Annotated in this window: 10 protein-coding genes; 6 read left to right on the top strand and 4 right to left on the bottom strand. The window is 74.2% G+C overall.

Annotated features, from left to right (window positions below; genetic code table 11):
• Positions 1-30 precede the first annotated feature (30 nt).
• The 4 genes from ACFYQQ_RS06380 to ACFYQQ_RS06365 form a co-directional block, all read right to left on the bottom strand.
• On the bottom strand, positions 31-837 hold the full coding sequence (locus ACFYQQ_RS06380; RefSeq protein WP_388903723.1) for a GNAT family N-acetyltransferase: 807 nt from the start codon (positions 835-837) through the stop codon (positions 31-33).
• A 115-nt stretch (positions 838-952) separates the two neighbouring features.
• Positions 953-2269 carry a GH1 family beta-glucosidase gene (locus ACFYQQ_RS06375; RefSeq protein WP_388904001.1) on the bottom strand — a complete coding sequence of 439 codons (1317 nt, stop codon included), beginning with the start codon at positions 2267-2269 and terminating at the stop codon, positions 953-955.
• A gap of 58 nt (positions 2270-2327) precedes the next feature.
• Entirely contained in the window at positions 2328-2594 is a 267-nt protein-coding gene (locus ACFYQQ_RS06370; RefSeq protein ID WP_355793518.1) for a protealysin inhibitor emfourin, read from the bottom strand.
• Positions 2595-2632: 38 nt separating this feature from the next.
• Positions 2633-3706: a M4 family metallopeptidase gene (locus ACFYQQ_RS06365; protein WP_356168749.1), complete on the bottom strand. Its 1074-nt coding sequence runs from the start codon at positions 3704-3706 to the stop codon at positions 2633-2635.
• A 320-nt stretch (positions 3707-4026) separates the two neighbouring features.
• Between ACFYQQ_RS06365 and leuA the strand changes: the two genes are divergently transcribed.
• The 6 genes from leuA to ACFYQQ_RS06335 all read left to right on the top strand — a co-directional run bounded on the left by leuA (position 4027) and on the right by ACFYQQ_RS06335 (position 12474).
• On the top strand, positions 4027-5757 hold the full coding sequence (leuA, locus tag ACFYQQ_RS06360) for a 2-isopropylmalate synthase (RefSeq protein ID WP_388903720.1): 1731 nt from the start codon (positions 4027-4029) through the stop codon (positions 5755-5757).
• A gap of 175 nt (positions 5758-5932) precedes the next feature.
• Positions 5933-6637: a TerB family tellurite resistance protein gene (locus ACFYQQ_RS06355; protein WP_355790688.1), complete on the top strand. Its 705-nt coding sequence runs from the start codon at positions 5933-5935 to the stop codon at positions 6635-6637.
• Positions 6638-6805: 168 nt separating this feature from the next.
• Positions 6806-8896, top strand: coding sequence for an MMPL family transporter (locus tag ACFYQQ_RS06350; protein ID WP_355790686.1), 2091 nt, complete (start codon positions 6806-6808; stop codon positions 8894-8896).
• Between the two features lie 241 nt (positions 8897-9137).
• Positions 9138-10472 (top strand): sensor histidine kinase, encoded by a 1335-nt coding sequence (locus ACFYQQ_RS06345; RefSeq protein WP_388903999.1) that lies wholly within the window; start codon positions 9138-9140, stop codon positions 10470-10472.
• Positions 10469-11134, top strand: a complete 666-nt coding sequence (locus tag ACFYQQ_RS06340) for a response regulator transcription factor (RefSeq protein WP_355790455.1) — start codon at positions 10469-10471, stop codon at positions 11132-11134. The genes ACFYQQ_RS06345 and ACFYQQ_RS06340 overlap by 4 nt, the downstream gene beginning before the upstream one ends.
• 119 nt (positions 11135-11253) lie before the next feature.
• Entirely contained in the window at positions 11254-12474 is a 1221-nt protein-coding gene (locus tag ACFYQQ_RS06335) for a sialidase family protein (protein WP_355790452.1), read from the top strand.
• Positions 12475-12621: the final 147 nt, after the last annotated feature.

Below are 12621 nucleotides of genomic sequence, written 5' to 3'. Positions count from 1 at the left end.
GGGCCCTCGCCCGCCGCCGGGAGACCGGAGCTACTCGGCCGGTTCCGCGATCAGTGCCGTCGCGACCCTGCGGAAGCCCAGCCGGCCGTACATGCGGGCCACGTCGTCGTCGCCCGCCGACAGGAACACCGTGTCGACGCCGCGCGCCTCGGCGTCGGCCACCAGGGCGGCGGTCACGGCGAGACCCAGGCCGCGCCGCCGGGCGGACGGCAGGGTGCCGACGCCCGCCACCTCGGTCACCGGGCCGACCGGCAGATGCATCCCGGAGCACAGTGCGACGCCGTTCTCGACCGCGGCGGCCAGCACCGTGCGGCCCGCCCTGATCCGGTCCGCGGCGGCGGGCACGTCGCCGGCGCGCGCCGTGGTCTCGGCGGCCAGTTCGGCGGGGCCGGCCGTGCCGACGCCCGTGCCGGGCGCCGCGAACGCCACGTGGGGCAGCGCCAGGGCACCGGCCAGGAACGGGTCCTCGGGGCCGAGGACGCGGACCAGGGGGTGCGGGTCGGGCAGCGCCACGTCCCGGTCCCTGACCATCAGCGGATGCTCGTGCACCCGCAGCCCCGACGCCTCGACGGCCCGCCGCAGTCCCGGCGTCACATCCGCCACCCACTCGAACGCCTCCGGGACGCCCAGCTCGCGCTGCCGGGCCCGGACCCGGTCGACGTCCGCGGCGCCGGCCGTGTCCGGGCGGCCGAGCGCGGGCCGCGCGTAGTACGGCCAGCCGGGGCCCTCCCGGACGAACAGGGTGAGCGGTCCGAATTCCTCGGCCCGGGCCGCGGCGCGCGGTACCGAGTCGTAGTAGTGCTCCAGGCGGTCGAGAGGGTGCTGAGGGGTGGTCATGACCGTCCATCCAAGACGACGGGGCCCGGTCACGGCATCCGATATTCGGGCCGCGCGGCCGGTCCAGCCCCGGGACCGGCCGTCCCGTCGCCGCCCGGACCGCCCGGGGAACGCCTCAGCCCCGCGCCCGCAGGGCGTCCCGCAGCCAGCGGTACGACGCCTTCGGGGTGCGTTCCTGCGTGCCGAAGTCGACGTGGACGAGGCCGAAGCGGCGCGCGTACCCCTCCGCCCACTCGAAGTTGTCGAGCAGCGACCACACGAAGTAGCCGCGGACGTCGACGCCCGCCTCCCAGGCGCGGTGCAGCGCGCGGACGTGGCCGTCCAGGAAGGCGATCCGCTCCTGGTCGTCGAGGCCCTCGTAGGAGCAGCCGTTCTCCGTGATGACGACGGGCGGGAGCCGGTCGCCGTAGCGCTCGGCGAAGCCGGTGAGCAGCTCGGTCAGCGCCTCCGGGACCACGGGCCAGCCGAAGTCCGTCACCGGGTAACCCTCCAGTTCCCGTACGGAGAAGGGGAGTTCGGCGGGCAGGGTGAGTCCGCCGAACTCGATCTCCGCGCCCTCGGGGGCGCCCACCCGGGTCGGCTGGTAGTAGTTGATCCCGTACCAGTCCAGCGGCTCGGAGATCACCTCCAGGTCCGCGGCGACGTCCCCCGGGAGCAGCTCGGCGATGCCGTCGGGGTAGCGGCCGAGCAGCAGGGGGTCCGCGAACATGCGGTTGAGGAGCACGTCGTAGAAGTCGGCGGCCGCCACGTCCTCGGGGCGGTCCGAGGCCGCCCAGGTCGGGCCGTGGGAGTTGGCGATCCCGATGTCGCCGGCGCCGGCCGCGCGCAGCGCCCGTACCGCGAGGCCGTGCGCGAGCAGTTGGTGGTGGGCCACCGGCAGCGCGTCGAACAGGAGCCGCCTGCCGGGGGCGTGGGCGCCGAGCGCGTGGCCCAGCAGGGTGTGCTCGGCCGGTTCGTTGAGGGTGATCCACTTGTCCACGCGGTCGCCGAGCCGGGCGACGACGCGTGCCGTGTGGTCGGCGAACCGGGAGGCGGTGTCGCGGTCCAGCCAGTCCAGCTCCACCGGCAGGTCCCAGTGGAAGAGCGTGGGCACGGGGCGCACGCCCGCCGCGCGGAGCTCGTCGACGAGGCGGTCGTAGAAGTCGAGGCCGCCCGGCGCGTCCACCCGCGGCCAGGACACCGAGAAGCGGTAGGCGTCCACGCCCAGATCCGCGAGGAGCGCCACGTCCTCGCGGTAGCGGTGGACGTGGTCGCAGGCCACCTCCGCCGTCGAGCCGTCCTTCACCCGCCCCGGCTCGGCCGTGAACGCGTCCCACACGGACGGGCCGCGCGCGTCGACCGCCCCCTCGATCTGGTGGGCCGAGGTGGACACGCCCCAGAGGAAGCCGGGCGGGAACTGCGGGAGGGGGTTCGTCGCCATGCGCGCGATCATCCGCACCGGCGGTACGGGAAGTCAACGGGCCGACGGCGTGCGCGATTTGAGAGCCTCCCTAGGCGCCCTCGCGCAGCACGCCGGAGACCAGCTCCCGCTGCTCCCGGGTGAGGTGCGGGTCGGCCGCGTACACCGTCCTGCCGTCCACCGTGATCTCGTAGCCGAAGCCGTCCGGGACCCCCGACGGGGGCGTGCCCCGGCCGGCGGCGATCACCCGCTCGGCCAGGGTCTGCCAGCGGCCGGCGTCGGGGCGCCCCGAGGTGTCCACCTCGGCGCACCGCTCGATGCCCGCGAAACCGCCCGTGCGCCGCACCTGAATACGCATGGCTCCTGTCTAGTACGAAAGCTCCCGGCGGGCCACGGTCACAGGGTCCTGACCCCGACCTGCTCCCAGGCCTTGAGCACGGCCTGGAGCTCCTCGCCGTCCCCGAAGCGGGCGCGCGCGGCGGCGACGGTCAGTGTCGCGAAGTCGGCGAACAGGGCGTCCTGCCGGAGTTCCCCGCCGGTCAGGACGTCGTACCAGACCTGTCCCGCACGCTCCCAGGCGTGCCCGCCGAGGGCGGTCGCCGCGAGGTAGAACGCGTGGTTGGGGATGCCGGAGTTGATGTGCACGCCGCCGTTGTCGCGGCCGGTGCGGACGAAGCCGTCCATCGTCGCGGGCTGCGGGTCCTTGCCGAGCACGTCGTCGTCGTACGCCGTGCCGGGCTCCTTCATGGAGCGCAGCGCCCGGCCGGTGACGCGGGGGGCGAGCAGGCCCGCGCCGATCAGCCAGTCGGCCTCGGCGGCCGTCTGCCCGAGCGTGTACTGCTTGATGAGCGAGCCGAAGACGTCCGACATCGACTCGTTCAGGGCGCCCGGCTGGCCGAAGTACGTGAGGTTCGCCGTGTACTGGGTGACGCCGTGGGTCAGCTCGTGGCCGATGACGTCGACCGGGATGGTGAAGTCGAGGAAGATCTCCCCGTCACCGTCGCCGAACACCATCCGCTCGCCGTTCCAGAAGGCGTTGTTGTAGTCCCGGTCGAAGTGCACCGTGGCGTCCAGGGGCAGGCCCTCGCCGTTGATCGAGTCGCGGGCGTACGCCTGGAGGTAGAGGTCGAAGGTGGCGCCGAGGCCCGCGTACGCGCGGTTGACCGTGGCGTCCCGGCCGGGCTCCTCGCCCTCGCTCCGCACCTTGTGGCCGGGCAGGTCCTGGTGGTGGCGGGCGTCGTGGACCGTCCGGTGCGGCCTGCCGCTCTCCGCCTCGCGGGGCGTGGCCGGCGCCGGGGCGCCGAGGACCGTGGTCAGCCGGCGGTGGGTGCGCTCCAGGGCGTCGCGCTCCAGGGTGCGGCGCGCGGGTCCGGCGAGCGCGGGGTCCTCGTGCCGGGCGAGGGTGTCGAGGACGTGGGGCGGCACGATGGTGCAGAAGACAGGCTCGAAGCCTGCTGGAGTGGCGGTCATGTCGGCACCCTTGCACTGCGTCACATGACTGTCACCCCCTGCAACCATGATTGGTGAAAATGGGGAGATAAGGAACCTCCGCGTCCACTCCGACGTGGTATGGCGCACTGTTTGTCCCGTATGACCGGCCGGTCCCGCATACTGATACACGCCCCCGCACGCAGCGGGGCTCGGCTAGGCTGCGGAGCATCATGCGTTTCGAGCTGCTTCTCCTTAGCTGCCGCGGCGAGGGCCTGTAGTCGAGGCCGACCCCCTCCCCGCGGAGTCTGGCGTTGCGCCGTCGGCCGTCCTACCGGACACCTTCGAGGAGCCCTCGCATCATGCCGAACCGCCAGCAGCCCACCGCCATGCCGGTCCACAAGTACCGCCCGTACGACCAGGTCGACATCCCCGACCGCACGTGGCCGGACAACCGGATCACCGTCGCCCCCCGCTGGCTCTCCACCGACCTGCGTGACGGCAACCAGGCGCTGATCGACCCCATGTCGCCCGCCCGCAAGCGCGAGATGTTCGACCTGCTGGTGAAGATGGGCTACAAGGAGATCGAGGTCGGCTTCCCCGCCTCCGGGCAGACGGACTTCGATTTCGTCCGTTCGATCATCGAGGACGAGACCGCGATCCCCGACGACGTGACCATCTCCGTACTGACCCAGGCCCGCGAGGACCTGATCGAGCGGACCGTGGAGTCCCTGGTCGGCGCCAAGCGGGCCACCGTCCACCTCTACAACGCGACGGCGCCCGTCTTCCGCCGGGTCGTCTTCCGCGGCTCCCGGGACGACATCAAGCAGATCGCCGTCGACGGCACCCGGCTGGTCGTCGAGTACGCCGAGAAGCTGCTGGACGAGCGCACGGCGTTCGGCTACCAGTACAGCCCCGAGATCTTCACCGACACCGAGCTGGACTTCGCCCTGGAGGTCTGCGAGGCCGTCATGGACGTCTGGCAGCCCGGCCCGGACCGCGAGATCATCCTCAACCTGCCCGCCACCGTGGAGCGTTCGACCCCGTCCACGCACGCGGACCGCTTCGAGTGGATGAGCCGCAACCTGTCCCGCCGCGAGTACGTCTGCCTGTCGGTCCACCCGCACAACGACCGGGGTACGGCGGTCGCGGCGGCCGAGCTGGCGCTGATGGCCGGCGCCGACCGCATCGAGGGCTGCCTGTTCGGCCAGGGCGAGCGCACCGGCAACGTCGACCTGGTCACCCTCGGCATGAACCTGTTCTCGCAGGGCGTCGACCCGCAGATCGACTTCTCGCAGATCGACGAGATCCGCCGCACCGCCGAGTACTGCAACCAGATGGAGGTGCACGCCCGCCACCCGTACGTCGGCGACCTCGTCTACACCTCCTTCTCCGGCTCCCACCAGGACGCCATCAAGAAGGGCTTCGACGCCATGGAGGCCGACGCGGCCGCCAGGGGCGTCACCGTCGACGACATCGAGTGGGCGGTCCCGTACCTGCCGATCGACCCGAAGGACGTCGGCCGCTCCTACGAGGCCGTCATCCGGGTCAACTCGCAGTCCGGCAAGGGCGGTATCGCGTACGTCCTGAAGAACGACCACAAGCTGGACCTGCCGCGCCGGATGCAGATCGAGTTCTCGAAGATCATCCAGGCCAAGACGGACGCCGAGGGCGGCGAGGTCACCCCGAAGGACATCTGGTCGATCTTCCAGGACGAGTACCTGCCCAACCCCGAGAACCCCTGGGGCCGCATCCAGGTCAAGACCGGCCAGACCACCACGGACAAGGACGGCGTGGACACCCTCACCGTCGAGGCCTCGGTGAACGGCGTCGACACCGTCCTGACCGGCACCGGCAACGGCCCCATCTCCGCCTTCTTCGACGCCCTGCAGTCCATCGGCATCGACGTGCGCCTGCTGGACTACACCGAGCACACGATGAGCGAGGGTGCCTCCGCGCAGGCCGCCTCGTACATCGAGTGCGCGATCGACGGCAAGGTCATGTGGGGAATCGGCATCGACGCGAATACGACACGTGCCTCGCTGAAGGCCGTGGTCTCCGCCGTCAACCGCACGGCCCGCCGATCCGCCTGACCGGCACTTTCCGGGGCCCCTTCCGTCCGTCAGGGCGGCGGGGGCCCCGTCGTTTACCGGCCATTCCGGGACCGGGTCACGGAGAGGTCTCGCCCGGGGTACTGACTCCGCAGTCACAATGTGGCTAACATCACGCCAACGCGGCGATGTTGCCGCGCGGTTACGGAGGTGCGACGTGCTGCCAGGATGGGGACGAGACGACCGTTCTGTCCGCGTAGGTCGTGTGTCCCGCGTTCTCGGCATCCGCACCGCGTGGACCGCCGTCGGCGACGGCGAGTTCTTCTGCCCCGGCTGCGGAGGCGACCGCAACTACCAGCGGCTGACCGGTCGCCGCCGCTTCACCCTCCTCGGCGTCCCGCTCCTCGCCCGCGGCGAGACCGGCCCCGTCGTCGAATGCGCCGCCTGCGCGGGCCACTTCGGCGCCGACGTCCTCGACCACCCCACCACGACCCGCTTCTCGGCGATGCTCCGCGACGCCGTCCACACGGTCGCGCTCGCCGTCCTCGCCGCGGGCGGCACCTGCTCCCGCGCCGCCCTGGAGACCGCCGCCGCCGCGGTGCGCGCCGCCGGCTTCGACGACTGCACCGAGGAACAGCTGAACGCCCTCGTGGAGGCCCTCGCCGCCGACACCGGCCGCCTCTTCGGCGAACCGTGCGGGGCCGGCCTGGCCATAGAGCTGCACGAGGCCCTGGACCCGCTGGCACCGCACCTGGCCGGCGTCGGCAGGGAGGCCGTCCTGTTCCAGGGCGCCCGTATCGCCCTGGCCGACGGGCCCTACACCCCGGCCGAGCGCGACGTCCTCGCGACGGTGGGCGCGGCGCTCACGATCTGCTCGGACGACGTGACCCGGCTGCTGGCGGCGGCCCGCACACCGTCGTAGGCCACGGCGCGGACGTGCTCCGGCGCGGTACTCCCCCGGGAGTAGTCCGGCCGCACCGTCACCCGGCGCAGTAGCCCCGAACTCGCCCTCCGGCGCGACGCGTACGACGTCGCGCGACGGGAGTCTGGTGCGTGTCCAGACATCCGTCCAGGAGGGGAGGACCCCGGCATGGGGCCCGGAAAGACAACCACGCGTGAGCGTCGCAAAGCCGTGCCCTGGGCGCTGCTCGGGCTCTGGGTGGCCGTACTGGCCGCCGTCGCGCCGTTCGCGGCGAAGCTGGCGGACGTGCAGCACGACCGGATCGTGGACTACCTGCCGGCGAACGCCGACTCCACCCAGGTCGCGAGGATCCAGGACCGGATGCCGGGCGGCGAGGCGACCGAGCTGGTGCTGGTGTACCACCGCGACGGCGGGCTGACCGCCGCCGACCGGGCGACCGCGGACCGGCAGGTCGCCGAGGTCGCCGGACGCCACGAGCTGACCGGCGACCCGGCGGCGGTCCCCTCCAGGGACGGCACCACCCTCATGTACCCGGTCTCCTCCACCGAGCCCGGCCAGGACGAGGACCTGCGGGACGCGCTGGTCGACGACGTACGCCGGATCACGCACGGCGAGGGCGGTCTCGGCGTCGAGGTCGGCGGCCCCGGCGCGCTGAACACCGACGCCGCCCAGGTGTACGACTCCCTCGGCGGCCCGCTGCTCTACACCACCGTCGGCGTCGTCGCCGTCCTGCTGATCCTCATCTACCGCAGCCCCTTCCTGTGGCTCGTGCCGCTCGTCGTCGCGGGCGTCGCGGACTACCTGTCGACGGGCGTCGCCTACGGGCTCCACGAGACCTTCGGGACCACCGTCTCCGGGCAGAGCTCGGGCGTGATGACCATCCTCGTCTTCGGCGCCGGCACCGACTACGCCCTGCTGATCGTGGCCCGCTACCGCGAGGAACTCCGGCGCTTCGAGCGGCCGTACGACGCGATGCGGGCCGCGCTGCGCGGCTGCGGCCCCGCCGTCCTCGCCTCGTCCGGGACCGTGGCCGCCGGACTGCTGTGCCTGCTCGCCGCCGACCTGAACAGCAGCCGGGGCATGGGCCCCCTGGGCACGGTCGGCGTGCTCTGCGCCCTGGTCGCCATGCTGACACTGCTGCCCGCCGTGCTCGTCCTGCTCGGCCGCCGGGTGTTCTGGCCGCTGGTCCCGGCGTACGGGAGCGAACCGGTGCGGCGGCGCGGCCTCTTCACGGCGATGGGGACCTCCGCCGGGCGGCGGCCCCTCGTCGTCCTCGCGGGCGGGGCCGTGCTGCTCGGCGCGCTCGCCCTCGGCGCCCTGAACCTGCCCGGCCCGCTCAAGCAGCAGGACGCCTTCGTCGACAAGCCCGAGTCGGTGGCCGCGATGGAGACCCTCGCCGCGGCCTACCCCGAGCGGGGCACCCAGCCCCTCACCGTGATCACCCCGGCCGGGGAGGCGGACGCCACCCTCAGCGCCGCGCGGGCCCAGCGGGGAGTCGCCTCCGCCGAGCGGGGCCGCACGGCGGACGGCTGGACGGAGATCACGGTGACCGCGCGGGACGCCCCGCAGTCCCCGGGCGAGACACGGACCATCGAGGCGCTGCGCGAGGCACTCGACGGCTCGTACGTCGGCGGGCCCAGCGCCCAGCAGATCGACCTGGAGGACACCAACGCCCGCGACCGGCTCGTCGTCGTCCCGATCGTCCTGCTCTCGGTACTGCTCATCCTCGTCGTGCTGCTGCGCAGCCTGGTCGCGCCGCTGCTGCTGGTGGTCGCGGTGGTCGCGGTGTGGGGCGCGGCGCTCGGCATCGGGGGCCTGGTGTTCGGGCCGCTGCTCGGCTTCGAGGGGACCGACCCCGGCCTCGGACTGCTCTCCTTCGTGTTCCTGGTCGCCCTCGGCGTCGACTACGGCATCTTCCTGATGCACCGGATGCGGGAGGAGTCGCTCGCGGGTGCCGAACCCACCGCCGCCGCGCTGACCGCGCTGCGGACCACCGGCGCGGTCATCGCCTCCGCCGGGCTGGTTCTCGCCGCGACCTTCGCGGTGCTCACGAACATGGGCCTGGTGCAGCTCGTCGAGCTGGGCTTCGTGATCTCGGTCGGGGTGCTGCTCGACACCTTCCTGGTGCGGACGTACCTCGTCACCAGCGCCAGTGTCGCGCTGCGGCGCCGGATGTGGTGGCCGGGCCGGCTGTCGCGGGAACCGGAGCCGCCGGCCCCGCCGGAGCGGCAGGAGAAGGCACCGGCGGCCGTCGGCTGAGACCGCACCCGGCCCGGCCGCCCCGCCCCGGACGTGTCGGGCGGGGACCGGCCGGGCCCCTGCCGTCCCGTCCCGGGCGCCCCCGCCTCCCGCGCGGGGCGCCCCCTACCGGAGGATGAACCTCGTGCAGGCAACCAGCGCGGACACGGCGGACACGGCCGCGGGCGGACGTCCGCCCGCCGCGACGGGCGGCCACGTGTGGGCGCGGGGCGCCGCGCTCGTACGGACCGGCATCGGACGCATGGCCGGCGGCGCCTCGCCGCGGTCGCCGCGCGCCGACCCCTGGGGCGCCGCCGCCCTCGCCGTCCTCGCGGTGGTGATCGGCTCCACCTTCGGCGGCGGACGCCATCCCGACGCGCTCGGCTGGTCCCTGCTGCTCTGCGGCCACGTGCCGCTGGCCTGGCGCCGCCGCCGGCCGCTGCGCGCCCTGCTCGGCGTGATCGCGTTCCTCGGCCCGTACCACGCCCTCGACTACAACCACACCGCCGCCACCGGGCCCGTCATGGTGGCGCTCTACACGACCGCCACGCTGAGCCCGCCGCGCCGGACCCTGCTGATCGGCGGCGGCCTCATCACCCTGGTGCTCGGCGTGAACGCGGCGGTGCCCCCGCACCAGGTCCTGGAGGTCCTGCGGATCACCGGCTGGGTCGTCGCCGTCCTGCTGCTCGGCGGCTACGTCCGCGTGCACCGCCAGTACGTCGCCTCGGTCGTCGAGCGCGCCGAACGGGCCGAGCGCACCCGGGAGGAGGAGGCCCGCCGCCGGGTCGCCGAGGAGCGGCTGCGCGTCGCCCGGGACCTGCACGACCTGCTCGCGCACAGCATCACGCTGATCGGCGTGCAGACGTCCGTCGCCGCCCACGTGCTGGCCGCCGACCCCGGCCGGCTGGACCGGGCGGCCGTCGCCCGCGCACTCGACGACATCGCCGAGACCTGCCGGGCCGCCCGCGGGGAGCTGCGCGGCACCCTGGAGGTGCTGCGCGAGACCGGCCACCCGCCGGACGACGGCGACGGACGCGGGCCGCTGCCGAACCTGGACGGGCTGGCGGACCTGGTGTCGGCGGCCAGGACCGCGGGCGCGGCCGTCCGCGCCGAGGTCGGCGTGCGGTCCGGGGAGGTGCCGTCCGCCGTGGGCGCCGCCGCCTACCGGATCGTCCAGGAGGCCCTGACCAACGCGGTACGGCACGCGGGACCCGGCGTGGCCGTCCGGGTGGCCCTGAGCGCGGAGGCGGGGGAGCTGCGGGTGACGGTCACGGACGACGGCGGCACGGCGGACGACGCCCGGCGGACCGGCGCGGACGGGGCGGGGACCCCAGCCGTCCCCGGGTTCGGGCTGGTGGGCATGCGGGAGCGGGCCCGGAGCGTGGGCGGCACGGTGGAGGCGGGGACGCGGGCGGCCGGCGGGTTCGAGGTCGCGGCCGTGCTGCCGCTGGGCGACGGGGGAGCGGTGCCCCGACCGACGCCGGGCGGGGGAGCGGTGCCCGGACCGGAGCTGAGCAGTGGGGGAGCGGTGCCCGGACCGGCGGGGCCGGCGGGGGCCGCGGTGCCCGGGCAGTCGCGGGACGGGTGGCTTCGATGACCATCCGGGTGCTGCTCGCCGACGATCAGACCCTCGTACGGGCCGCGTTCGCCATGCTCGTCGAATCGGCGCCGGACATGGAGGTCGTGGCGCAGGCCGGCACGGGCCGGGAGGCGCTGGAGCTGGCCCGCCACGCCCGCGCCGACGTGGTCGTCATGGACGTCCGCATGCCCGACCTCGACGGCATCGAGGCGACCCGGCTGATCGCCGCCGACGAGGACCTGGCCGGGGTGCGGGTACTGGTCCTCACCACCTACGACACCGACGAGCACATCGTGGCGGCACTGCGCGCGGGGGCCTCCGGCTTCCTGGTGAAGGACACCAGACCGGCCGACCTCCTCGACGCCGTCCGCACCGTGGCCGCCGGTGACGCCCTGCTCTCGCCCGGCCCGACCGCCCGGCTGATCGCGCGGTTCCTGCGCAGCCCCTCGGCGCCCGTGGCGCACGGCGGTCCGGAGTGCCTGTCGGAGCGCGAGCGCGGGGTCCTCGCCCTGGTGGCGCGCGGACTGAACAACACCGAGATCGCCGAATCGCTCGGCCTGAGCCCGCTCACCGCGAAGACCCACGTCAGCCGCATCATGGGCAAGCTGGGCGCCCGCGACCGGGCCCAGCTGGTGATCGTGGCGTACGAGTCGGGACTGGTCACACCCGGCGCCCCGTGAGCCGACGCCCCGTCAACACGCCGTACATACGCGGGTGTTGCCGCACCCCCCGCGGCGCAGTAGTTTCGCCCGGGTCCGGACATCCCACGTCCCACCTCCGCCGCAGCCCCGGGAGCGTCATGAGCCGCACGAGCCGTACGACCGTCCCGGCCGCGGCCGCCGGGCTCCTCACCGCCCTCGCGGTCACCTGCGTGGGCACCCAGGCCGCGTCCGCCGCCCCGGCGGCACACCGGGGCTGCGTCTCGTCCGTGCCGTACACCGCGGGCCGGGACGGCTACGACACCTACCGCATCCCGGCCGCCCTCAGGACCCCGGCGGGCACGGTGCTGGCCTTCGCCGAGGGCAGACGCGACGGCGCCGACGACACCGGCAGCATCGACGTCGTCCTCAGGCGCTCCTTCGACGGCGGCTGCACGTGGGGGCCGCTGCGGGTCGTCGCGGCCGGTGACGGCGACACCCGGGGCAACCCGGCGCCGGTGACCGACCCGCGGACGGGCCGGACCGTGCTCGTCACCTCGTACAACGGCGGCAGGGTGACCGAGGCGCAGATCATGCGCGGCGAGGTGGCGCCCGAGGACGGCCGCCGCGTCTTCGTGCAGACCAGCCGCGACGACGGGCGGCACTTCACGGCCCCGCGGGACATCACGGCGCAGGTGAAACGGCCGGACTGGCGGTGGTACGCGACGGGGCCGGGGCACGCCGTGGCCCTGACCCGCGGGCCGCACGCGGGACGCCTGGTGGTCGCCTCCAACCACTCCGCCGCGCCGCCCGAGGGCTCCGGCGACACCGGCCAGGAGCCCAGGTACTACGGGGCCCACGCGATCTACAGCGACGACGGCGGCCTCAGCTGGCGGCTCGGTTTCGTCGACGACTCCTACGACGGGCAGGACAACGCCAACGAGAGCAGCGCCGCCGAACTGGACGACGGGCGGCTCTACTTCAGCGCCCGGGACCAGAACGGCGCGAGCGCGGGCAACCGGCTGGACACCTACTCCGGCGACGGCGCCCGGACCCTGGAGCGGCCGTACGCCGTGCAGCAAACCCTGGACGACGTGCCGGTCGTGCAGGGCAGCGTTCTCCAGCCGCGCGGGACACGGGCACCGCTCCTCTTCTCCGGTCCCTCCGTCCCGAACGCCCGCCAGGCGATGGCCCTCTGGCGCAGCACCGACGCCGGGGCCACCTTCGTCCGGGCGGCGACGCTCTCGCAGCGCCGGGCCGCGTACTCCGACCTCGTGCAGCTCGGCGCCGAGAGGATCGGCGTCCTGTACGAGACCGGGACGGCGGGACCGTACGAGACGATCGAGTTCCGCAGGGTACGGCTGGCGGAACTGGGCGGTTAGCCCTCCGGGGCGCGGGGCGGGGTGGGACGGCAGAGGGCCGATGCCACCTCGCCCGGCAGGCTGGGTCCGGTGACGGTGACGGCGACGGGCGGGGCGACGACCGCGCGCGACCGTCGGGAACCCTGCCCGCAGCCACGGCAGCCACCG

The organism is Streptomyces sp. NPDC005496 (genome assembly GCF_042872045.1).
Lineage (GTDB): Bacteria > Actinomycetota > Actinomycetes > Streptomycetales > Streptomycetaceae > Streptomyces.
This window is presented reverse-complemented; position numbering and strand designations above follow the sequence as displayed.

Bases quoted from the DNA above. Each gene is read 5' to 3' on its own strand.
- leuA (WP_388903720.1), top strand. From the start codon at position 4,027: ATGCCGAACCGCCAGCAGCCCACCGCCATGCCGGTCCACAAGTACCGC.
- ACFYQQ_RS06365 (WP_356168749.1), bottom strand. From the start codon at position 3,706: ATGACCGCCACTCCAGCAGGCTTCGAGCCTGTCTTCTGCACCATCGTG.
- ACFYQQ_RS06380 (WP_388903723.1), bottom strand. From the start codon at position 837: ATGACCACCCCTCAGCACCCTCTCGACCGCCTGGAGCACTACTACGAC.
- ACFYQQ_RS06335 (WP_355790452.1), top strand. From the start codon at position 11,254: ATGAGCCGCACGAGCCGTACGACCGTCCCGGCCGCGGCCGCCGGGCTC.
- ACFYQQ_RS06350 (WP_355790686.1), top strand. From the start codon at position 6,806: ATGGGGCCCGGAAAGACAACCACGCGTGAGCGTCGCAAAGCCGTGCCC.
- ACFYQQ_RS06345 (WP_388903999.1), top strand. From the start codon at position 9,138: ATGGCCGGCGGCGCCTCGCCGCGGTCGCCGCGCGCCGACCCCTGGGGC.
- ACFYQQ_RS06375 (WP_388904001.1), bottom strand. From the start codon at position 2,269: ATGATCGCGCGCATGGCGACGAACCCCCTCCCGCAGTTCCCGCCCGGC.
- ACFYQQ_RS06340 (WP_355790455.1), top strand. From the start codon at position 10,469: ATGACCATCCGGGTGCTGCTCGCCGACGATCAGACCCTCGTACGGGCC.
- ACFYQQ_RS06370 (WP_355793518.1), bottom strand. From the start codon at position 2,594: ATGCGTATTCAGGTGCGGCGCACGGGCGGTTTCGCGGGCATCGAGCGG.